This window comes from Colwellia sp. PAMC 20917 (assembly GCF_001767295.1).
Taxonomy (GTDB): domain Bacteria; phylum Pseudomonadota; class Gammaproteobacteria; order Enterobacterales; family Alteromonadaceae; genus Colwellia_A.
This window is the reverse complement of record NZ_CP014944.1, coordinates 4,460,394-4,483,965: the sequence shown is the minus strand read 5'-3', so window position 1 is coordinate 4,483,965 and position 23,572 is coordinate 4,460,394. Positions and strand designations below refer to the sequence as shown.

At 39.3% G+C, this 23,572-nt stretch carries 19 protein-coding genes and 1 pseudogene; 5 read left to right on the top strand and 15 right to left on the bottom strand.

Annotation, left to right across the window (positions count from 1 at the left end; all coding sequences use genetic code 11):
- Window positions 1-52 precede the first annotated feature (52 nt).
- The 8 genes from guaD to deoD form a co-directional block, all read right to left on the bottom strand.
- Window positions 53-1,378, bottom strand: coding sequence for a guanine deaminase (gene guaD, locus A3Q34_RS19190; protein ID WP_070376804.1), 1,326 nt, complete (start codon window positions 1,376-1,378; stop codon window positions 53-55).
- Window positions 1,379-1,382: 4 nt separating this feature from the next.
- A complete protein-coding gene (locus A3Q34_RS19185) occupies window positions 1,383-1,916 on the bottom strand; it encodes an ureidoglycolate lyase (RefSeq protein ID WP_070376803.1) in 534 nt (177 codons plus the stop codon).
- Window position 1,917: 1 nt separating this feature from the next.
- The gene (gene uraH / locus A3Q34_RS19180; protein ID WP_070376802.1) at window positions 1,918-2,286 is read right to left on the bottom strand and encodes a hydroxyisourate hydrolase; all 369 of its coding nucleotides are present in this window, start codon (window positions 2,284-2,286) and stop codon (window positions 1,918-1,920) included.
- Between the two features lie 4 nt (window positions 2,287-2,290).
- Window positions 2,291-2,830: a 2-oxo-4-hydroxy-4-carboxy-5-ureidoimidazoline decarboxylase gene (gene uraD, locus A3Q34_RS19175; protein WP_070376801.1), complete on the bottom strand. Its 540-nt coding sequence runs from the start codon at window positions 2,828-2,830 to the stop codon at window positions 2,291-2,293.
- A gap of 173 nt (window positions 2,831-3,003) precedes the next feature.
- Window positions 3,004-3,942, bottom strand: a complete 939-nt coding sequence (gene xdhC, locus A3Q34_RS19170) for a xanthine dehydrogenase accessory protein XdhC (RefSeq protein ID WP_070376800.1) — start codon at window positions 3,940-3,942, stop codon at window positions 3,004-3,006.
- Window positions 3,935-6,307, bottom strand: coding sequence for a xanthine dehydrogenase molybdopterin binding subunit (xdhB, locus tag A3Q34_RS19165; protein ID WP_070376799.1), 2,373 nt, complete (start codon window positions 6,305-6,307; stop codon window positions 3,935-3,937). The genes xdhC and xdhB overlap by 8 nt, the downstream gene beginning before the upstream one ends.
- A complete protein-coding gene (gene xdhA, locus A3Q34_RS19160; protein ID WP_070376798.1) occupies window positions 6,300-7,853 on the bottom strand; it encodes a xanthine dehydrogenase small subunit in 1,554 nt (517 codons plus the stop codon). The genes xdhB and xdhA overlap by 8 nt, the downstream gene beginning before the upstream one ends.
- 35 nt (window positions 7,854-7,888) lie before the next feature.
- A complete protein-coding gene (gene deoD / locus A3Q34_RS19155) occupies window positions 7,889-8,593 on the bottom strand; it encodes a purine-nucleoside phosphorylase (RefSeq protein WP_070376797.1) in 705 nt (234 codons plus the stop codon).
- 267 nt (window positions 8,594-8,860) lie between these two features.
- Here deoD and A3Q34_RS19150 point away from each other — a divergent pair, with 267 nt between their 5' ends.
- Window positions 8,861-9,436 (top strand): TetR/AcrR family transcriptional regulator, encoded by a 576-nt coding sequence (locus A3Q34_RS19150; RefSeq protein ID WP_231907393.1) that lies wholly within the window; start codon window positions 8,861-8,863, stop codon window positions 9,434-9,436.
- 304 nt (window positions 9,437-9,740) lie between these two features.
- Here the strand turns inward: A3Q34_RS19150 and A3Q34_RS19145 are convergent, their stop codons facing one another.
- On the bottom strand, window positions 9,741-11,378 hold the full coding sequence (locus A3Q34_RS19145) for an endonuclease (RefSeq protein WP_070376795.1): 1,638 nt from the start codon (window positions 11,376-11,378) through the stop codon (window positions 9,741-9,743).
- Window positions 11,379-11,621: 243 nt separating this feature from the next.
- Window positions 11,622-12,224, bottom strand: a pseudogene (locus tag A3Q34_RS19140) (transketolase-like TK C-terminal-containing protein); the annotation flags it as partial.
- Between the two features lie 341 nt (window positions 12,225-12,565).
- Between A3Q34_RS19140 and A3Q34_RS19135 the strand changes: the two are divergent.
- The gene (locus tag A3Q34_RS19135) at window positions 12,566-15,805 is read left to right on the top strand and encodes a TonB-dependent receptor (protein ID WP_070376793.1); all 3,240 of its coding nucleotides are present in this window, start codon (window positions 12,566-12,568) and stop codon (window positions 15,803-15,805) included.
- Between the two features lie 173 nt (window positions 15,806-15,978).
- Here A3Q34_RS19135 and A3Q34_RS19130 read toward each other — a convergent pair whose 3' ends face one another.
- The gene (locus A3Q34_RS19130) at window positions 15,979-16,986 is read right to left on the bottom strand and encodes an AraC family transcriptional regulator (RefSeq protein WP_070376792.1); all 1,008 of its coding nucleotides are present in this window, start codon (window positions 16,984-16,986) and stop codon (window positions 15,979-15,981) included.
- Between the two features lie 97 nt (window positions 16,987-17,083).
- On the opposite strand from A3Q34_RS19130, the gene A3Q34_RS19125 reads away from it, so the two are divergent.
- Window positions 17,084-17,548 carry an SRPBCC family protein gene (locus A3Q34_RS19125; RefSeq protein ID WP_070376791.1) on the top strand — a complete coding sequence of 155 codons (465 nt, stop codon included), beginning with the start codon at window positions 17,084-17,086 and terminating at the stop codon, window positions 17,546-17,548.
- The gene (locus tag A3Q34_RS19120) at window positions 17,539-18,360 is read left to right on the top strand and encodes a sterol desaturase family protein (protein WP_070376790.1); all 822 of its coding nucleotides are present in this window, start codon (window positions 17,539-17,541) and stop codon (window positions 18,358-18,360) included. The genes A3Q34_RS19125 and A3Q34_RS19120 overlap by 10 nt, the downstream gene beginning before the upstream one ends.
- A gap of 35 nt (window positions 18,361-18,395) precedes the next feature.
- On the opposite strand, the gene A3Q34_RS19115 is transcribed toward A3Q34_RS19120, so the two are convergent.
- Window positions 18,396-19,637, bottom strand: coding sequence for a CaiB/BaiF CoA transferase family protein (locus A3Q34_RS19115; protein WP_070376789.1), 1,242 nt, complete (start codon window positions 19,635-19,637; stop codon window positions 18,396-18,398).
- Window positions 19,637-20,818 carry an acyl-CoA dehydrogenase gene (locus A3Q34_RS19110; RefSeq protein WP_070376788.1) on the bottom strand — a complete coding sequence of 394 codons (1,182 nt, stop codon included), beginning with the start codon at window positions 20,816-20,818 and terminating at the stop codon, window positions 19,637-19,639. Before A3Q34_RS19110 ends, A3Q34_RS19115 begins: the two co-directional genes overlap by 1 nt.
- A gap of 132 nt (window positions 20,819-20,950) precedes the next feature.
- Between A3Q34_RS19110 and A3Q34_RS19105 the strand changes: the two genes are divergently transcribed.
- A complete protein-coding gene (locus tag A3Q34_RS19105; protein ID WP_070376787.1) occupies window positions 20,951-21,832 on the top strand; it encodes a LysR family transcriptional regulator in 882 nt (293 codons plus the stop codon).
- Window positions 21,833-21,917: 85 nt separating this feature from the next.
- Here A3Q34_RS19105 and A3Q34_RS19100 read toward each other — a convergent pair whose 3' ends face one another.
- On the bottom strand, window positions 21,918-22,352 hold the full coding sequence (locus A3Q34_RS19100) for a GNAT family N-acetyltransferase (protein ID WP_070376786.1): 435 nt from the start codon (window positions 22,350-22,352) through the stop codon (window positions 21,918-21,920).
- A 241-nt stretch (window positions 22,353-22,593) separates the two neighbouring features.
- Window positions 22,594-23,436, bottom strand: coding sequence for a carboxylate/amino acid/amine transporter (locus A3Q34_RS19095; protein ID WP_070376785.1), 843 nt, complete (start codon window positions 23,434-23,436; stop codon window positions 22,594-22,596).
- Window positions 23,437-23,572: the final 136 nt, after the last annotated feature.

Genomic DNA, 23,572 nt, shown 5'->3' with positions numbered 1-23,572 from the left:
GCAATATAAGGTTCTATATTTTTTCTAGCTATTACTTATCTTATTAAAAGCACTACTCGCAATTAACCTCAGCTAATTCACCTTGTATATAAGTGGCTTTAACCGCACGGTCATCCCCTAATATAGTGAAAGAAAAAAGTTTCTCTGCCAATGATTTGCACTGCTCTAGCCGTAATTTCATTAATGGTGTTGCATGATAATCTAAGACTATAAAGTCAGCCTCACAACCCACTTGAAAATTACCTACTGTACCTTCTAAGTCTAGCGCCCTTGCGCCACCTAAAGTTGCCAAATAGAAAGATTGTAATGAATCTAATTTTTTGCCTCTTAACTGCTGCGTTTTATAGGCATCTTTTAAGGTTTCTAATAGTGAAAAACTGGTTCCTGCGCCTATATCTGTACCTAGACCCACTTTAATATTGTGTTGCTGGGCAACATCAAGTTTAAACAGACCACTCCCTAAAAACAGATTTGAACTTGGACAAAATGACAAGGCTGAATTAGATTGAGATAAGTCGCTATATTCAGCATCACATAAATGTATACCATGAGCAAAAACACTACGACTGCCAAGTAATTGATGCTTTTTATAAACATCTAAATAGTTTTCACAATCGGGATTAAGCGATTTAACCCATTCAATTTCCTTTAAATTTTCAGACAAATGGGTTTGCATATAAACACCTGGGTGCTCTTTTAATAGTTTCCCCGCCAAGCTTAACTGTTCATCACTGCTGGTTGGCGCAAACCTTGGGGTGATAGCATATTGCAAACGCCCTTTGCCATGCCAATCATTGATAAGTTGCTTAGACTGCTGATAACTACTTTGCGCGGTGTCGAGTAAATAGTCAGGAGCATTCCTATCCATCATCACTTTGCCAGCAATCATGCGAAGATTTTTAGCTAAAGCCACTTCAAAAAAGGCATTAACTGACTCAGCATGGACAGTGCCAAAAACTAATGCGGTTGTTGTGCCGTTAGCAAGCAATTGATTGAGGAAAAATTCACTGATTTTACTGGCGTAGGCTTTATCAGCAAACTTTTTTTCGGTTGGAAAGGTATAATCTTCTAACCATTGTAATAATTGTTCACCATAACTCCCTATCATCTCAGTTTGAGGATAATGGATATGAGTATCAATAAAGCCAGGGACAATCAGGCCATTTTCAATATGTTGGATCTCTAGGGAATGTTCTAAATCAGCTAACATAGCTTTAGCTGTACCCAATTGTTTAACCTTGCCATTTTCTATCAGCAAAATACCATCTTCAAAATACTGGTAGCTGCTCTGTTCTGCTTGCTCTTTATCTTGGCAAGTCGTCGAGGCTGGGTCTTCGACAAAATGTAAAATCTCACCGCGAAATGCTTTTACTGACATCGACTTAATCGCTCCGGTTATCTAAATTGAAATGTATAGTAATTTTATTTTCTAAAGCGATTTCATCGCAGTTTTTGCCAACACCTTTTCGGTCAACAACTAAGAAATCAGCGGTGTCACTTAAAGCTAAACTATAATGATGCCAAGTACCTTTGTGGTAATTAACACCTTGGTTGCCTGTTGCAAGAAAGACGGCTAATTTAGTCGCATCAAATTCACCCGCAGGTCCAACAACTACCAAATAAGCGTTAGCAGACAAAGGATAAAAAGCCTGGCTTGATAAAGGATGACGTTCCATACAGTCAATGGTTATTTGACCTATACCGGCGTTGATCTGACAGCATTCTTTGGGTGACGAGCGAAAAACACTGATAATACCTTGCCCTGCTTCCTCACTAACATCTAGCGTCGCTAATGCATGATACCTTTGTGTAAGCCCATAATTTATTGATATTTTTTCTACTTGATCATTAACTTCAATCACATCACCAAAAGCTTGAAACGCTTTTTGGCTAAGTGGTTTTGCATGTAAAATCATCTTAGCTGCCACGATAAGTTGAGTAACCAAAAGCGGTCAATAATAATGGAATATGATAGTGTTCACCATCACCACTGATATCAAAAACAATATCAACGTAGGGATAAAAGGCTTGCTCATTCAGCGCGTTAAAATAATCACTGACCGCAAAATGAACGCGATAACTCCCCGCAGGTAATATTCGCTCTTTATCAAGTAAGGCCGGCACTCGCCCATCACTGTTTGTTTGGCCTTGTGCCAAAAGTGACCACTGTGCTTGGATATTACTGTCGCCATCATTTGAACCCTTAAGTTCAAAGAGAGAAATAGTGATACCAGCGGCAGGTTTACCGCGACTGGTGTCTAATATATGTGAAGTTATTTGACTCATAAACTTAGGTCTCTTTTACGTTTGAAGCAGTAGTGGCAGTTTCAGCAATCATTTTTTCGATTCGTAACTGTAATATTTTTCGTTGCTCTTCTGCTGCATTAATGATTTCTTCAGCGCGATTATTCGCGTAACGTTTTACCAATATATCTAACATCTGCGTGGCTGTTTTACCTGTGGCACAAACAATAAAAATGAAGCCAAATTTTTCTTGATAGTCATCATTTAATCGCTTTAACTCACTTAATGCTTGTTCTGTCGCTGTATTAACACCCGATTGCTCTCCCGCGGCAATCTTCTCTGTCGAGCGGTATTTTTCTCTCAGGCTGGACACATCGCCAATTTTAGGATGCCCTTCAAAAGCCTGCAAATAATCGGCTTCTGTTAGGTTTTTCCAGCTGACATCAGCGTGTGCAGATAACGCCGCTAAATTGTTATATGGCACAGCAGCCACCATGCGGTTCACCCAAGTATTAGCGGTACAGCACTGCATAAAGGCCAAGTGGGCAGCCTGAGGTTGCAAAGCATTTAACACGATAATCGACATAACGTTTCCTTATTCAAGGTAACCAATAATGCACCTTGTCTTAAGGACATTATTAGGATAAATATATAATTTGATCTCATTATTATGCGGTTTTTAACCTGTCGCTGTTAATAATAAGTGTTGCAGCTTTTATACCTTCTGGGCTAATAACGCCTGTTGAACCTAAGGTAAAGTTATTCATTAATCTTATCTGTAATCGGTTTGCTATCAGTTACTTTATTTTTGCTTCGACCGGTAATATGGAGATTAGTCGCGCTATTAAGTAAAGGCGTTAACGCTTTAAAACTAATACCTTGCGCGGTAGTTGACTGATGACCCGCATGGTCGTCTTTTTGATATAAACCGATAATTTCAGCCGCAATTGATACCGCAACTTCCATAGGACGTTTACCCGGCACGGCGCTTAAACCAATAGGACAAATGAGCTGTTCAATGGCTTGCTTACTAAATTCTCGATGTTTTAAGCGATGCTGAAAGCGTTTCCATTTTGTCTCAGAACCAATTAAACCGGCATACGCAAAATCTCCACGCTTTAACAGCGCCTGGCATAGTTCAAAATCTAATTGATGATTATGGGTCATAATGATAAAAAAACTGCCTGCAGGCATGCTAGCTATTTCATCTACCGGGTTGTCACTGACAAGACACTCAATATTAGCCGGCGCATTTGCCAACATCTCAACAGGAAACTGTTCTGGGCGATTATCAACCCATTTTAGCTGGCAAGGTAAGTCAGCAAGGATGGTCGTTAACGCTTTACCAACATGGCCTGCGCCGAAAAGCATTATTTGAGTTTTACAAGCTGCAAAGCTTTCAAATAATACGCTACAATCTCCGCCGCAACATTGCCCTAAGGAAGCACCTAAAGAAAAGTGCTCGATATGTTGATTCTTATCTTCGTCTGCTAATAATTGTTGCGCTATCGCGATAGACTTAAACTCTAAGTGACCACCACCAATAGTGTCATAAGTGCTATTGGCACTCACCACCATCTTAGTACCAGAATTTCTAGGCGCTGAGCCATGCACACCAATAATTGTTAGCAAGACAAAGGCCTCTCCTTTGATCTTTAATGAACTAACCGCTTCAGACCAACTTTGACGGTTATTCATCAGTGGCCATCCCTTGCTGGGCGGTTATTAATTGCACAGCCTTTAAAACTCGCTCTGGTGTGGCAGGAGTATCAAGCGACGGAATAACACCTTTGGCTCTATCTTTTGCAGCAACAGAGTTAGCAATAGCGGCGCGCAGCGCTGACCAGACAGAAATAGCCAACATAAACGGTGGCTCGCCTACCGCTTTAGAATGGTAAATGGTCGCTTCACGATTAGGTGAATCTTTCAACAACTCAACGTTAAAGACTTTTGGTGCATCGCTAATAGCAGGAATTTTATAGGTGGCCGGCCCAGTCGTTAACAAACGTCCCTTATCATTCCAATGTAATTCTTCAGTGGTTAACCAACCGACGCCTTGAATATAACCACCTTCAATTTGGCCTATATCTATCGCAGGGTTTAAAGAGTCACCAACATCATGAAGGATATCGGTTTGTAATAATTTGTATTCACCGGTCAGCGTATCGATTAACACTTCAGATACTGAAGCACCCATCGCAAAATAGAAAAACGGTCGACCTTGGGCGCTTTCTCTATCGTAATAAATTTTTGGCGTTCGATAAAAACCGGTCGACGATAAAGACACCCGAGCAAAATACGCTTTTTGGACTAACTCGACAAAACTGAGTTTATGCTCACCGGCATCGATTAAATCGTCATTAAAAGTTATCTCGTTACTCTCAACAGCAAAGTGCTCGACAGCAAAATCAATTAACCTTTGTTTAATTGTTTGTGCAGCGTTTTGAGCGGCTTTACCATTGAGATCGGTACCTGAAGAAGCCGCTGTTGGTGAAGCATTAGGGACTTTATCGGTGCGCGTTGCTGATACTTTTACCTTATCAACGGCGATACCAAAAACTTGTGCAACGATTTGGGCAATTTTAGTATGCAAGCCTTGCCCCATTTCAGTGCCGCCATGTGTAACATCAACACTTCCGTCGGTATAAATATTAATCAGCGCCCCGGCTTGATTAAGATGCTGAGCAGTAAACGAAATACCAAATTTAACCGGTGTTAGTGAAATACCTTTTTTAAGAAATTTACTGCCGGCATTAAATTCATCAATTTCTTGGCAACGCCCGGCATAACGAGAGCTATGCTCAAGTTTGGTTATCATCTCAGCTAAATTATTGTGCTCTACTTGCTGATGGTACGGGGTAATATTGCGCGCATCTGTACCGTAAAGGTTAGTTTTACGCACAGCAAGTGGGTCTAATCCTAGAGAGTAAGCAATATCATCCATGACACACTCAATAATCATCATACCTTGCGGACCACCAAAACCTCGAAAAGCGGTATTGGAGGCGGTATTTGTCTTACAACGATTACCGATAATACTGACATGGTCCAAGTAATAACCATTATCAGCATGAAACATGGCTCTGTCGACGATGGCATCTGATAAATCAGGTGAGTAACCACAATTACCATTGACCGTTATATCTATGCCTTCAATAACACCTTGATCATTAAACCCCACTTGATAATGATTTTCAAAAGGATGACGTTTACCAGTCATCATCATATCGTCGCTACGATTTAAACGCAGTTTTACCGCTTTTTGGGTTTTATCGGCAAGTACCGCCGCTAAACAAGACCAACCAGCCGCTTGTGTTTCTTTGCCGCCAAAACCACCACCCATACGTTTCATATCGACAACGACGCGGTTAAAAGGAATACCTAACACTTCTGCCACAAGTTTTTGAACTTCAGCAGGATGTTGGCTAGATGAATAAACGGTCATTCCGCCATCTTCGGTGGGAATAACACTGGCTATTTGACCTTCCAAATAAAAATGTTCTTGGCCACCAATGGTAATCTCACCACTCAGCTGATGCTTAGCTTGCTCAATAGCAGTGGCACTATCACCACGTTTCATACTATGCGGTGGACGAACAAAGCTCTTAGCTTCTAACGCTTGTTTAATAGTCAGTACTGGTGTTTTTTCTTTATAGTCAATTTTTGCCAACGCTACCGCTTGTTTTGCTAACTCATGGCTCGTCGCAGCGACCGCAAAGATAGCTTGACCATAAAATTCAACGACATCTTTGGTGAGTATTGGATCGCCCGGAAAAACAGGACCAATATCAGTATGGCCAACAATGTCATCTAAGGTAATAACAGCAACTACACCCTTGGCGGCGCGTACTGCCGATAAATCTATCGCGGTAATATTACCACTGGCAATTGTTGCCATACCCACAGCAGCATGCAATTGCCCTAACGACTCTAATTTGTCATCAGTATAAACGGCTTTGCCGGTAACATGCATTTCAGCACTCTCATGCTTGGTCGATTGCCCAACCGCACCAGAACTTTTTTTACTTTCGAGACCTTTATCAATTTCACTTAATTTACGCATGAGTCACTCCTTTCACTTCGAAGGTATCGACTTCAAAGGTTTCGATTCGGGTTGCTGCATGCGTTTGCTCTAGTTCATAAAAGCATTTTCTCACTAAGTTTTTTGCCACTTGTAAGCGATATTCACTGCTCGCGCGCACATCTGACATCGGAGAGAAGTCTTTTGCTAATGCTGTCATCGCTAAAGCAATATTTTGTTCGCTAGGCTCTTTGCCCATTAAAGCTTGTTCACAGGAAAAAGCGCGTTTTGGTATGCCTGCCATACCGCCGAAAGCAATGGTAATGTTAGCCACTTTTTTATTGGCAAATTTAATATAGAAACAGGCAAGCACCGTCGAGATGTCATCATCTAATCGTTTTGATATTTTAAAGACTTTGAGATGTTTATTACTGTTAGCTTTTGGAATTTCAATACGTTCAATGAACTCACCACTTTCGAGTTGTGTCACTTTGTAATCAACAAAGTAATCTTCAACAGATATTTGACGAGTACGCTCGCCTTTGCGAAGCACTAGCTTAGCACCTAAGGCGATTAACACGGGTGGTGTGTCTCCAATCGGAGAAGCATTACCGACATTTCCCCCTAACGTGCCCGAATTCCTCACCTGAGTTGAACCAAGGCGATAAAGCATTTGACCAAATTCTGGATAATGCTGGCTTAATAACTGATGGCTTTGCTCATAGCTCACCATAGCGCCAATAGACAAAGTTTCTGCTGATTCATTAATTTGTGCAAGCTCGCGCACATTACTCATCGAAATCATGGTTTGTATTTGCGCCATACCTTGGGTAACGCTTAACGCTAAATCGGTACCACCGGCTAACAATTTAGCTTTCGGGTATTGTTCAACCAATTGTGCTAGTTTATCTAAGGTATAAGGAAGATAAAGACTCTTGCCATTATTGTGCAACTCAACAGTTTCTTCTTGCTGAGCTATAAGTTTTAATTGCTCAATAGTCGCCGCTTGCTCGTGCTCAAACTGATCAACGTCATTGTTATCACAAGCTTGTTTTGCCGCTTCAGTAATCGAGCGATAGCCAGTACAGCGGCACAAGTTACCCGCCAAACCATGCTCAATGTCTTTGTCTAAATCAACAGCAGGAGAATTATCTGTCGCATCAGTGAACTTGGCTTGCGCTAAATTTTTCTTTAATGAAAAAAGTGACATGACAAAACCAGGAGTACAAAAGCCACATTGTGAGCCATGGCAATCGACCATAGCTTGTTGAACACTATGTAATTTATTTCCTTGCTGTAAATCTTCTACTGTCACAAGCTGTTTGCCATGCAGTGCTGATAAAAAAGTAATGCAGGTATTAATCGATTGATAACTAAGATGTTCTGTTGTTGTTTGACTTTTTGCTGATTGAACCACTTCAGCAAGCACTGCTGTACAGGCACCACAGTCTCCTGAAGCACAACCTTCTTTCGTCCCTTTTCGACTCAACTCTTCTCTTAAATAGTTGAGTACCGTCATATTAGGATCACAATTTTCGATAACTTTACGTTCGTTATTTAACAAAAATTGAATTTTATTGTCTGACATATGGTTAATTACCTATACAAATATGCGTGCTAAAACTAAAGAATACTTTCTAGAGTAACTTCAATCATTTCGCCAAATTTTAACTGACGATCTTCTGCTGACATTTTTTCGCCTGTTTTAATATGATCACTTACTGTTAGCAGGCATAGCGCTTTTTTACCTAATTCAGCAGCAACGCCATAAAGACCAGCCGCTTCCATTTCTACCGCAAGAATGCCATATTTTTCTAACTTCGCGAATACTTCAAATTCTGGTACATAAAACAAATCAGCTGAAAAAACATTGCCGACTTTCGGCGTTTTGCCTAACCGCTTCGCGGTGCTAACCACTTTTTCTAGTAGCTCATAGTTAGCTATAGCCGCAAAATCATAATTATTCAATCGTTGGCGATTAACATTAGAGTCGGTGCTGGCACCCATAGCTATAACGATATCTTCTAGTTGTATATCGTCACGAATTGAACCACAGCTACCAACACGAATGATATTTTCGACGCCATAATCTCGGTAAAGCTCAGTCGCATAAATAGACATAGATGGGATCCCCATACCTGAGCCCATCACCGAAATACGTTTACCTTTGTATTCACCCGTATAGCCAAACATATTTCTAACTTCGGTGACCTGTTTAACATTAGTTAGGTAGTTGTCTGCGATGAATTTTGCACGTAAGGGATCACCCGGCATGATAACCGTTTCGGCAAAATCTCCGACATTAGCTGAGATATGTGGTGTTGGCATAATAAATTTTCCTAATAGTTCAGAGATGTTTTAATTATTTTATACTTACTTATTATCACATAATAGAAATAACCTGACACCAGTGTCAAGTAAAATCATAATTCTGCTAAAATTAAACCCTAAATTGACTATTAACTTTATTGTTGAAATAGCTTATATTTGCCACCCTGCTAATAAATCCTGTAAAGATGATTGATTAATATGCCAATAATAAAGAATCAACAACCAAACACGTCATCAACTGGACGGGTCAGAAAAAAGAATCAATTGATCATTTTAAAAGCTGCCGAGCAAGATTTCTTAGAGCATGGTTTTAAAGGAGCATCAATAAAAGGCATTGCTGAACGCGCCGGTATCCCACGGGCAAATGTTCATTATTATTATAAAAATAAAGAAGCTATTTACTCTGATATATTATTAGAAATTCTTAGCTTATGGGATTCATCCATTATTACCTCGACTGAAGAACCGGCTAAAGTCTTAGGTGATTATATTCTTGCTAAGGTGATGTATTCAAAAACTAATCCTGAAGCATCACGGATATTTGCCGGTGAATTTATACACGGTGCTCCTCGCTTGCAGGAATACTTAAAAACCAGTTTTAAAACTTGGATAGATGAGGTTAAAGCGACTATTGAAGGCTGGATTAAGCAAGGTAAAATGGACCCAATTGACCCACTTTATTTGCTCTTTACTATTTGGGGAGCCACGCAACATTATGCTGATTTTGCCCCACAAGTTACCGCAGCTATGGGTAAAGATAAGTTAAGTAATGAAGACTTTGAACAAGTGGCTAAAACCCTTACGCAGATAATTCTTAAAGGTTGTGGTATCAGTAAGTAAAAAATTTACACTGATAGATATTAACGTAGACGTGCAATATTACGCACTAATACGTTACTGCCTTGAAAAACAGGATGTCTGAAAGAGGCCATCCTGAACATCGCCTCTCCTTCACATCCATGTGACCGTGACATACCGTTGACGTACAGGGATGCACTAATGCCTTGAAAGACAGGATGTCTGAGAGAGGCCATCCTGAACATAAAAAAGGCACTTCACCTTTGAAAATGAAATGCCTTAACGTTACTTTGTTAACTAAGTTACCTAATGCTTTAAAAGCAATGAATAAGAGAATTCCCCTTAATTAGTTACCCCAGATACTGTCAACATATTCAGGATGGTCAACAAAAGGATTACGGTTACCTTGATGACCAAGTGCCGCTTCATTTCGATCTATTTCTTTTTGACTGACTGGGTCATTAGTATGCCAACGCAATAACATTTCTAATTGCCATAATTCAAAAACTTGATTACTACTACCATCTAAAATAGCATCACCATACACTGAATTATTCTGCCAGCCACCAATCAAGTTTTCATAACGCGTGGCCATGTAAAATTGTGCACGGGCTAAATCACCTTTAAATTCATCAATAGGTTCAAACACAGTGCCGCTATAACCTAAAGTCGTAGTTGCTGAGCCTAATTTACTGTTATTAGTTGAAGTAAAAGATGCTGTGGCAACTTCACCGTAAGGGAAACCACCGCGTTTCGAGTTAACAAAACCGTCGGTTGCATAAATGTGATGAACATCAGAGTTCATTGGCTCTACTTTGCCGCCAAACCAGCTTTTTGGGAAAGTATGTTCTCGATTATAACAATCGCCTTCACCGCTATAATTACCACACTGATTGGTGACTTTAATAAAATTATAATTGTCACTCGTCAGCGGATTTTCAGAATATATATCTAAAATAGAGCCATCATTTTCAAAATAAACATCCAAAGAATGGTTTTCATAGAAGGTCCATAGCGCTGAATAGCCCTGATTTGCATGATCTTTGATTAAATTATAAAGCTCTGTTTTTAACGGGTAACCTGATGTCGAGCTAATGCCGTCATAATAGGTACCAGAATAAGTGCCTGAGCCACTGCCTCCTCCACCCGGAATTCCGCCTGTGTTACCTAAAGTAAAGGTTTTTGTTTCACTGCTGTTGAAGTCACCACCGTTAATTAATGCAGTTCCGGCAAGAGAAAATTCATAAGAGCCATTGCCGTAAGTACAGCAAATACCATCACCATAAGTATCATTAATGGTAAAAGTATAATCATCATCCGCTAAACAATAACTTTCATTATAGCTGGTCGAACTTTCGTAATTATTACCACTAGCAACTTCTTGATTACTCGTGTTGGTTAATGTCCAACTGGTTTCGTAACCGTAATTATCTGTGGTTAAACTAAAAGTCACATTGTTGGTACTGCAACTGCCGGTCCCACCGCCCGATGCTTGAGTAGGTTGAAAATAGTCAACATAGACAATTTCAGAACCATCAAAACCGGCAATGTCGTAAAAACGTAAGCCAACAGCAATATCTGATGTTGAGCTGGCGGTATAACTATGGGTAACTTGTTGCCATTGATTAACTAGACTTTCATTCGAGTAGCCCTGATAGCCATCGATATATAAACGCGCTTTGATACTTCCTTCTGTATGGTAAACCCAAACAGAAAATTCGTAAGTTTGTCCTGCGACAACACTGACCAGTTGTTGAATGTCGGTAGAACCTTGCGTACCGGTATTAACGGTAATTTCAGCTGAACTCAAACCTTCTTGAAAAATAGTGGTATTTTTATTCACGCTAATACCAGAATCAATCGTCGTCCAACCCGAAGGGGAGCCTGCTAACCATGTTTCAAAACTTCCATTATTAACGTCTGCAACAGCATAATGGCTGGTAGCACAGAGTAATAAAGCAGCAATATTATTTTTATAGTTCATTTATATACCTTATGTTTTTATTAAATAATGGTAACACTCCCTATATTTTCCATAATGCTTATAGCTCCGTAATAATACCCGAATAAAACGTACACAAATGCAGTGCAAATTTGACACGACACCAAGATAAATAATCTTAACCAAGTAGTCAACAAATAACAAAAAGTAATAATGCAGATTGTATATTAATACCACAGCGTGAACTTCTTATCTAACGGCTGTGGCATTACTTTTAAACTATCATTACAAGGCTTTAACCGTTTTAACAACCTCATCAACAGTGAAATTAAAGTACTCCATTAACACTTTGCCCGGTGCTGACTCTCCAAAACGACTAAGACCGACAACGCCGCCACTTAAACCGACATACTTTCTCCAAAAATCGCTATGGGCGGCTTCAATAGCAACACGTTTAGTCACAGCGGCTGGCAGTACTTCTTCTTTATAATCGCTACTTTGCGCATCAAATATATTGGTTGATGGCATAGAAACAACTTGTACTCTTTGTCCTTGCGCGGTCAGTACTTTGCCAGCATCTAAAGCAAGTTCTACTTCAGAGCCCGTCGCAATTAAGATAACCTCAGGTGTCCCTTGACAAGTGGCTAGTACGTAAGCACCTTTTTCAATATTTGCTAACTGTGATTCATTGCGGGGTATGGCTGATAAATTTTGACGTGAAAAAATTAATGCACTCGGTGCTTTTTGATTTTTAACCGCCATTTTCCAAGCAACAGCTGATTCAGTGGCATCACAAGGACGCCAAGTTGTTAGGTTAGGTGTAGTGCGTAAATTGGTTAGCTGTTCTATCGGTTGATGCGTTGGACCATCTTCTCCTTGCCCAAAGGAAACATAGCATTAGTTAATTTTTTACGTGGCAACATGATTAATCCTACTTTTGGTTTCATTGTTTATGTTACTATTATTTAAAATAGTATTTTCTTGTCCAATTGGTCAAGATAAACTTGACACATGTGACAAGATAGTATTATTTTAATGATGACTCTATAGAAGAAAAATGCTGCTCGATATTGAAAATATATTGCTAAATAAAGCTAAGAGTAAAAATAATTATTTGAAACGTTGATTATTTTATAGAGATTATCTGAACTAACGGATCACTGATATTTCAATGAAAATGTTACAGAATAACGTTGGTTCTTTTTAAAAACTTAGGGAACAAATATAAAATGAACAAACTAAGACTTTCAAAAATAGCCAGTGCGATTGTAATCGCTGTTGGTTTATCGACTTCTGCAATGGCTGCAGATACCTCATCTTCAATGCGAGGTAAAATTCTAAGCCCTACGGGCGAAGCCGCTAGTAATGTTAAAATCACCGTTATTCATGAGCCTTCAAAAACCAGCCGTGAGTTTATGACAAATGCCACAGGTACCTTTACCGCTAAAGGTTTACGTGTTGGTGGTCCTTATACTGTTATTATTGATTCAGACACTTACAGTGATACAACTTTAGATAATATTTTTCTTAATCTTGGTGATACCCATCGTATTAGCCAACAACTACAAGCAGATAATATTGAACGTATTCAAGTAACAGGCTCAAGTTTTCTTCAGAAATCAGGTGGTTCAAGCAGTATTTTTGGAGCAGAGCTTATCCAGAATACGCCAAGCTTTAACCGCGATATTAAAGACATTGCCCGTTTAAACCCATTAGCAAGTATCAACGGTAACGGCGAGTTAATTATTGCTGGTGGTAACCCACGTTCAAACAGCTTAACCGTTGATGGTATTGGCCAAAATGATGACTTTGGACTTAACTATGGTGGCTACCCAACAGAGCAACCGCCAATATCGTTAGATGCTATTGCGCAAATATCAGTCGATGTGTCACCATTTTCAGCACAAAAAGGCAACTTTGGTGGTGGTACCATTAATGCGGTTACTAAATCAGGATCTAATGAATTTAAATTTTCAGGTTTTGCAGAAACTTCAACACCGGACATGGCTGGTGATGTTCAAACAATCGATATAGCAACTGAAGTTTATTATAGTGATTCAGACGTCGATAAAAAGAACCCCAGAGTACGTAATATATTAGATGATGATGACCATCAAACATTTGTTACTAAAACGGTTGCCCCTATTAAAACACAATCACGTTTTGGTTTTAACGTTGGCGGCCCTATTATAGAAGACAAACTATTTTTCTTTGTTAACTATAGTAACTGGTCTAGTGAATTGGCCATGGATTATGGTTTCCAAGGTAGCGGCGCTACCCATGAATACGATATTTCTCAAGAGCAATTTGATGACTTCAATACAATTTTAGGTGATGTTTATGGCCGCACTGATTCTTTAGGTGGCGATCAAGAAGACACCAATGAAACGTTATTAGCTAAATTAAGCTGGAACATCAATGATGATCACCGACTTGATTTCACCTACCAATGGCAAGATGATCAAGATGAGCGTAATGCCGGTACCGGTGGTACAACCGTTAGCATGGCATCAAACCGCTATACTTATGCAACTACATTTAATAACTTCGCCACTAAAATTTATTCAGACTGGACTAATGACTTCAGTACTGAAATGGGCATAAGCTACAAAGATGTTGCAACAGATAGTAATACTAATAGCGACATCGGTGAAATCACCGCTATTACAGAATATCGTGGTCCACAGTTTGTTTTTGGACAAGACCAGTTCCGTCACGCCAATGAATCAGCCACTCAAAACCTGACATTGTCGTTAGATGCGACTTACTTGATGGATGACCATGAAATTAATTTTGGTCTCCAATATGAAGATTTAAACTTATACAACTTATTTGGGGCTAATTCATTAGGCTCTTGGGAATTTGCAAGCTTTAAAGATTTTGCCGCACGTGATTTAGCTAGATACGGTGAATTTACTTATCAAAATTCATATACCGGCGATACTCAAGACCTTGCTTACGACGTTTCACGTAGCCAACTATCCTTTTATATTGAAGACAACTTCGATCTAACAGACGATATCAATGTTACTGCAGGTGTTCGTTATGAACGATTATCATCAAGCGACAAACCAACACTTAATAGCAAATTTCAAGAAACTTACGGTTACACTAACCAGGAAAATCTTGACGGTTTAGATATTATTTTACCACGGGTTAATATTGAATGGATATTCTCTGAAAAACTAACACTTTCTGCGGGTATTGGTCGTTTCCAAGGTGGTATCCCAAATGTTTGGTATAACAACCCATTTCAAAATGACGGTATTACGCTGGTTGCTGCATCAAGTAAAGTGGTTGACGATTATTATCAAGATAGACTTGTTGAGATTGACTTCAATGTTCCTAGCGAAATAATCAGTTCGCTTGAAAAAGGCGCTGGTAGTACAAACTATACTGACCCGAATTTCAAACTTCCTTCAAGTTGGCGTAGCCGCATTGCCGCAGATTACACTTTTGACATTGATGGCTTAGGCGAAAACTTTAACTGGTCAACAGAATTGATGTACCATGTTAAAGAAAATGAAGCTGTTTGGAAGAATACCGCATTACTTTATCCTATTACCGCTGCTGATGGTGAACGTCTAATCTATGAAAGCCGTTACACCGGTGATGTAGAGGATAACTTTGATATTCAAATGACTAACGCTCAAGGCAATGGTCGCTCTATTATCTTTTCAACAGCGTTAGCAAAGCGTTGGGACAATGGCTTAAGTATGACCATGTCTTACGCTCATCAAGATATCGAAGAAAATCACGCTGGCTCATCATCACGCGCACAAAGTAACTACAAACATAATGTTGTTAAAAGCCGTAATCTTGATTTTGTTGCTCGTGGTAATTATGAAGTTGAGCATAACCTAAAAATTAACTTAGGCTATGAAACTGAGTTTTTTGCCGGTTATAAAACCAATATCAACTTATTCTTTGAACGTCGTTCAGGCCGCCCATTTAGCTGGGTAACAGGCAACTATCGAGATGAAGACTTAGGTGATACTCGCGACTTTTATTCTAACTCGGCTTACTTAGCGTACATTCCAACAGGTGCTGAGGATCCAAATGTAAATTGGACCGATTCAGGAATAAAGTGGAACGAGTTAGAAGCGCTCTTAGACCGAGCAGGTATTAGCGAACGAGGTGAAATTCTTGACCGTAATACTGGCACACAACCTTGGGTAACAACAATGGATCTCAGCATTAAGCAACAGATCCCAGGTTTTGCAGAAGGTCATAAAGGTGAAGTATTCTTGATGGTCAACAACTTTGCTAACATGTTAAATGATGACTGGGGTGTTGAAAAGCGAATGAGCTTTCCACAGCAAGCTATTTATGATTTTGGTGGTTTAGATGGTGATGGCAAATATATAATAGATAAAGTTTATAATGGCTCAGATACTCGCAGTTACGATCGAACAGTATTAGGCTCATCTGGTTGGCAAATGAAGGTAGGTATTAACTACAAGTTCTAATACCAATCGGTAAAACTGTTAATAACAGTTTTGTATAAAAAAATAGAACGGCTTTGATTTAATTCAAAGCCGTTTTTTATTTTTACTGCTAACTTTTAATTTCTAACTGATAATAATGATCACAAATATCATTACCTGCTGGGGCTTATCTAGCGACCCCCAGAAGAATAAGCTTATGTTTTAATTAATTTATATTTTAAGTAATACAAAGGGCTGCAACCATACCAACGTTTAAATGCGCGATTAAAAGAACTTTGATCGTTAAAACCAAGTTTTAAGGCGATAGTACCTAAGGGGTATTTGCCCATATAGTCTTGTAACCGCCTTTTGCGTTCGCTTTCAAGTAAATAAGCAAACGAGGTCTGTTGTTGTTTTAACTGACGTTGCACCGTTCGAACTGTCATGTTTAAAGCACTTGCTGTGCGTATTAAATTGCAGTCGTCCAAATCATTTTTAGCCATCAAGAGATGGCTTATTTTCTCGGCTAAGCGCTGCTGGCTTTTAAAACCTGACAATTGCTGCGCCGATACTTGTTTAAGTGCTAAATTAATAGCGGCGTTATCAGTTTTAAAAGGCAGTGCTAAATAGCTACTAGGAAAGATAATTTGATTATATTGTGCATTAGTTTTAATCGGGCAGTTGAACCAATCAGCGAGTCTCTTTATTTCAATATCAGGCCAAGACTCAGTAAAAAAAATATAACTAGGTGAAAGCTGGGAGTTAAGCAATTGGCGAATAACACTAACCCAAGCCGTCATATTACGTAAAATAGCCTGCGGGCTGCAACTTGCGTCTGGCAACCAACGAATAATAGCGATATCTTCTTGTTGTTCAAATTCAGCCTTGCCGATATCGGCGACCAAACGGTCATAAATTAACAGCGATGAAATTGCGCTTGCTAAATTATTACTCGATTCGATGAGATAACCCAGCACACCAAAATCGGCGGCTCTGATTTGCTGACCTAGTTTAAATCCAAAAATTGGCTCATTTAAAGTCTGTTGCGCATAATCAAGCAGTGCATTATAACTGCCTAAACTAATGCGAGGCGCTAACTGTTGTGCTTGCTTATTAGCGTATTCATCAAAGTGTATCGCCGACAAAACGCTTTGACTCTCTAAGCCAAGCGTTTCAAGGTAATCAAGGCAACTTGTATAATAATGATCGGCCAACGTGGTCATTTGTCACCTAAAGCTAAAAAATGGTCATCAATAAGCAAGTCTGCCACGGAAGTTTTTTTTATACTAGTGGTAATTATCAAGAGTGGTGGTGGTAACTATGATCTCAATAACCTTAAAACAGAATATTAATGCAACACCGCAACAAATTTGCGAGACCTTGCTAGAGCACCAACAATTAAGTCGTTTTTTTGATGCAACTTTTAGCCTGATTAAACCACAAAATAAAGATGAACTAAAAGGTGGCAAAGGTGCTATTAGGCAAATAAAAATCAGTGGCATTCAATTTGCCGAGCGTATTATTAGCGCTGACCATCACCATATAAGTTATCAAATAATAGGTAATAAACCCGTTGCAGAGCATCGAGGCGACATTTATTTTAATGAAAAAGACTTGGCTAAAGATAGTCGCATTCCCGCAACCACTGAAGTTACCTACCATATTAGCTGCAAAGCCCCCTGGTGGTTACCGAGCTTTATACTGGCTTTTTTTATTAGAAAAGATTTAGTGCAAGCACTTAAAAAATTAGCGTTACACTTTAAAGGTGACAGAGTATGTCTATAGAAATTATTTTACTGGCGCTAAGCCCAGTCTTTATTATTTTTGTTACGTTAGAATTTATTAAATATCGCCGCTATTACGATATCAAAGACAGCTTCGCCAACACGGCACTAGCTCTGATGCATCAAGGTGCAGATGCTATCGCCTTACTGATTTTAATGCCCTTTTTTTATTGGCTTTATGATTATCGATTATTTGATATAGCGCTAACCCCTATCAGTATTTTTGGCGCCTTTATCTTGCAAGACTTCTTGTATTATTGGTTTCATAAGGCATCGCACCATATTCATTGGTTATGGGCCGCGCATGTGGTTCATCATAGTTCGACCAAAATGAACTTTACTACCGCCTTTAGACAGAGCTTAATGTATCCGCTTGCCGGTATGTGGCTATTTTGGTTGCCGATGATATTACTAGGTTTTGACCCCATTACCGTATTTACTGTAGTCGCACTTAATTTAGCTTATCAATTTTTTGTCCACACTCAAGTTGTGAATAAGTTAGGGTGGTTCGAAAAAGTCTTTAATACCCCATCGCATCACAGGGTTCACCATGCAATAAATGCGGGTTACCTGGATAAAAATTTTGCTGGAGTACTGATTATTTGGGATAAATTATTTGGCACCTTTGCCGAAGAAGAATCAGAAAAACCTTGTAAATACGGTATTGTTGGACAACTGCATAGTAATAACCCACTGACAATTACCTTTCATCAATGGCATTATTTAATAAACAGTATGTTGACCAGTAAAGGCATGAAAGCAAAACTGAAGGTACTCTTTGGTTATCCGACCAGCTCCGTTAAAGAGAAATAAGTAAGATAACCGCTAAGCTTTGCTGGTTTTTACCACTAAGCAACAACACCTTGCTCAAAAGCACTTGAGATAATGGCATCATCATAGTTAAGCATATCCTTTAAAACAAAGTAGGTATGCTGTCCTAATTCGGGTGCTGCACTATGGTATTGCAAAGGTGTCGCCGACAGATTAATGGGTGATGCCACAACATCGATTAAGTCGCCATCATCATTTGGCAGTTGCTTAACCATAGCTCGGTGTTTTATTTGAGGATGGTCAAATACTTGTTCTAGAGTATTTACCGGTCCACAAGGTACTGATATCAATTCAAGTTGCGCTATCCACCACTGCGTTGTTTGTGTCTTAATTTTTTTAGCCAATGTCGACACCACATCGTCTCGATGAAGAACCCGTTGAGCATTCGTGCTATAGCGGTCGTCTGCTGCAAACTCGTTTAGCTGACACAAATGACAAAACCTTGAAAATTGGCTGTCATTGCCAATGGCTAAAATTAAGTCACCGTCTTGGGTGGTGAACGTTTGATAGGGCACAATGTTTGGGTGTGCATTACCTAATCGAGGTGGGTTTTCATTAGTGGTTAAGTAATTCATCGCTTGATTAGCCAGCATTGCTGTTTGAACATCAAGTAAAGCCATATCAATATATTGACCACACTTGGTTTGATGCCTAGCCATAAGAGCGGCTAATATAGCGTTACAGCTATATAGCCCAGTCATAATATCTACGACTGCAACCCCAACCTTCATTGGACTGCCTTGCTGTTCACCGGTAATACTCATCAGGCCACCCTCGCCTTGTATCATGGCATCGTAACCGGGTTTGTGAGCATAAGGACCCGTTTGCCCATAGCCAGTAATTGAACAATACACCAAATTAGGATTAATTTTTTTCAACTCTGCATAATCTAATCCATATTTAGCTAAATCACCGACTTTAAAGTTTTCAATAAAAACGTCTGACTGCGCCACTAAATCTTTAATGATCTGTTGACCTTGCTGACATTGAATATCAATGGCAATAGATTTCTTGTTGCGATTAGCACAATGAAAGTACGCCGCTTGTGGCGGTTGACTGGTTGTTTGGGATTTTACAAAAGGAGGTCCCCAAAAGCGGGTGTCATCACCTACTTTTGGCCGTTCAACTTTTATCACCTCAGCCCCCAGATCAGCGAGCATTTGCGAGGCCCAAGGCCCCGCAAGTATCCGGCTTAAATCGACTACCTTGATACCTGCTAATGCCGATGGAGGGTTTACGTTTTTAGGAGTATCTGTCATTAGCAAAAAGCTTGTAAACCGGTAATGGCACGACCTAAAATCAGGGCATGAACATCATGGGTACCTTCATAGGTATTAACCGCTTCAAGATTCATCATATGGCGAATAACCCCATACTCATCACTGATGCCATTGCCACCGTGCATATCACGTGCAACACGAGCAATATCAAGCGATTTACCACAATTATTACGTTTCAATAGTGAAATTAATTCAACCGGACATTGATCCGCATCCATTAACCGTCCCATTTGTAAGCAACCTTGTAGACCAAGACTTATCTCAGTTTGCATATCGGCAAGTTTCTTTTGAATTAATTGGTTAGCAGCCAAGGGGCGACCAAATTGCTCACGGTCTATCGTGTAAAGTCTTGCGGCATTAAAACAGAACTCTGCAGCCCCTAAAGAGCCCCAAGCGATGCCATAGCGCGCTTTATTTAAACAACCAAAAGGCCCTGCTAAGCCTTTAATCTCTGGGAACATATTTTCATCGGGTACAAAAACGTTATCCATAACAATTTCGCCAGTGATTGAAGCACGTAAAGAAAATTTGCCTTCGATTTTCGGTGCTGTTAACCCTGTCATACCTTTTTCAAGCACAAAGCCGCGAATTATTCCTTCAAACTTTGCCCAAACAACAAACACATCAGCGATAGGCGAATTGGTGATCCACATTTTACTGCCCGTTAAAGCATAGCCACCCTCAACTTTCTTGGCGTGCGTGCTCATTGAAGCAGGATCACTACCTGAATTAGGCTCAGTTAAGCCGAAACAACCCACCCATTCGCCGGAAGCAAGTTTAGGTAAATATTTCATCCGCTGCTCTTGTGTACCATAGGCATAGATAGGATGCATAACGAGTGATGATTGCACACTCATCGCACTACGATAGCCACTGTCAACGCGTTCTACTTCACGAGCGATTAAGCCATAGCTAACATAATTAACTTCACTGCCACCATACTTAGCAGGCAAAGTAGCCCCTAGTAAACCCAATTGACCTAATTCACCCATTATTTCTCGGTCAAAATGTTCATGTCGATTGGCTTCGAGTATTCTGGGCATCAATTTTTCTTGGCAATAATCATAAGCGGTATCGCGTATCATACGCTCTTCTTCGGTTAATTGATTATCAAGGAACATCGGGTCTTGCCAGTTGAAAGGCGTTAATTTGTCGCTCATCAGGTAACTCCATTAGTAGGTGGTTATGCGCTAAAGTTTATATTTATACGTTAACTCTATCCTCAAAATAAAAATAAATATAATATATAGTTATTATATTTATCATAACTTTTACTTATCAGTAGGCTTAATATGAATTTAAAGCGTTTAGCATATTTTTGTCAATTAGCCTTATTAGGCAATTTTACTCGGGCTGCACATAAAATAGGTATTGCTCAGCCAGCGTTGAGTATAGCTATTCAAAAGCTAGAACAAGAGGTTGGTTTAAAACTAATTAATCGTACCGATAAAAACTCCTTATTAACCGCTGAAGGCGAAGTGCTCTACAAACTGGCAACACAATTATTAAGCCAAGCAAAACAAGTTGAATTAGAGTTAGAAGAACTAAAAGATTTAGAACGAGGTACCATTCGCTTTGGTGTTTCCGCGATGATGGGATCTTATTACTTTCCGAAAGTGTTAACGGCATTTAAGCAACAGTATCCAAAAATAAAAATACACTTGATTGACCAAGGCACAGCGGCACTCGAGAAAATGTTAATGAATGGCGAACTCGACTTAGCCTTGATCCGCGGTGATTTAGAGAATCAACAACTGCGTTATACCGAGCTTATTGATGAGGAAATTGTTGCTGCTATGGCGATTTCACACCCGCTAGCAAAAGAAGAAACTTTATCATTGGCACAATTTTGTCAAGAGCCACTGGTGTTGTTTCATCAAGGTTATTTTTTACGTGAAGTGGTTAGCCATTATGCAAAAGCGCAGAACTTATCATTAGACATACGTATGGAAACGAATCTTATTGAACTGCAAAAATCATTGGTTCGCAATGAAGTCGGTATCACCACCTGTTTATCGCGTATTTTGCAAAATGAACAACAGATAACATCAATTCCGTTTGAACCAAAACTCGCCTTTAAATTGAGTTTGGCATGGAAAAAAAATCATTATCTTTCTAAAGCGAGTAAAGCTTTTATGACTTGTTTAACCTCTACACTCGATCCCATCAACTAAGTGTTTTTGCTTGGCTTAGGCTTAGGCTTAGGCTTAGGCAACATAGAAAAATCATCTTCGTTGTTTTGGTCTTTATAGATTGCCCTTATTTTGAACTTAATATGCCAACATCGATTGCCTGCTGTTCATTACTAAAAATAGCCATTGCCGTATTCATTTGTTTAAAGCCAAGCTTTTTATAAAAACCTTCTTTACCCGGATTAGCATATAATATTATTTTTTTATGTCCGAAAGATAACTCAACTAATTGATTAATCATTTTACGCCCTAAGCCCATCCCCTGATATTCAGGATGAATGGCAACATCACATATATATGAACAATCAAGTCCGTCAGCTAAGGCTCTCCCTGCACCAATAAGCTTTTGTTTTTCATAAATAAAGCATTTAAACTTACTGTTTGAAAAAACAATATTAAGGTCGTCTTTGGCTTTATTACCTAAAGGCGCAATACGATATAACCTTGATAACTGCTGCCAATCAATGTCGGCTTGGTCGTAGACCCATGAAAAGTTCTGCATATATTCCTTATTTAACATCACAACAAGTGGCTAACAATTGTCGTCTATTATCGTAAAATAATGACTAGTCTTTTTATCATCTTTTATCATCTTTTATCAATAAAAGAGAAACCGTAAGCACGTTATAAAGCGCTGTTCATTGTTTCAGACAACTAAATTTAGTCATTGCCCTTTTGAATAAAGTCGCACATTGAAACTGACAGCAAGTAGAGGCTTTATACATACTATTCTCTATTATTTATTATCTATTATTTATATGGTTGAATAATAATGCGGCTAAAATAATGCCCGCGCCAATGCTTAACTTCACTAGGTCGGCATCTCTGTTCCAAATAAGTACGTTCACAATAATACCTGCTGGAATAAGTAAATTATTCATCACGGCTAATGCACCGACATTTACTAAGGTAGCACCTTTATTCCAACCAAAGTAGCCTAAACCCGACGCTACAATGCCCAGGTAAATAAGGACACCCCATTGCGTTGCTGTACTGGGTAATTTATTTGAATTGCCGAATAAGGCATAGCAAACAACAGCAACGATTAATGCACCAATAAAAAACCAGCCAAAGACCGTTTTATCATCTAACTTGCTATTAGCCATTAAACGTTTGTACGTAACTTGTCCGGTTGCAAAACAAATGTTGGCTGCTTGTACGAGCAGAAAGCCTGTCCAAAAGTTGCTGTTAATACTTTCATAACGGATAGCTACAGCGCCACCGACGGCGATAACGGCAGTTAGAAAAAATTTAGGGTTAAAGTGTTTTTCAAGGGCATCATTTAATAGCGTAATATAGATAGGCGTCATTACCGTAAACAATAAGACTTCCGGTACAGATAAATATAAAAAGGAATGATAATAAAAGCTATACATAACGCCAAGTTGCACAGCGCCTATCATCATAAGCTTTAGCGCTAAGGGTTTTGGTGTTTGTGTTAATTTCAAAAAAGGTAAAAAGACTAAGGTAGCAAGCGTTATACGCATAAGCACGCTAAACCATGCATCAACCTGCCCTGCCAAATAAACGCCAATTAAACTAAATGAAAATGCCCAAAGCAGGGTAACTGCAAATAAATAGCCCATAAATTCTATCGTTAAGTAATTAATGACCGCAGTCTATCTGTTATTAATTACGGTATAAACAATAAAAGATCGCAACAAGCTATATAAAGACTAAACCAAGCAAAATCAATTATTTCAGCTGCGACTTGAATGTAAT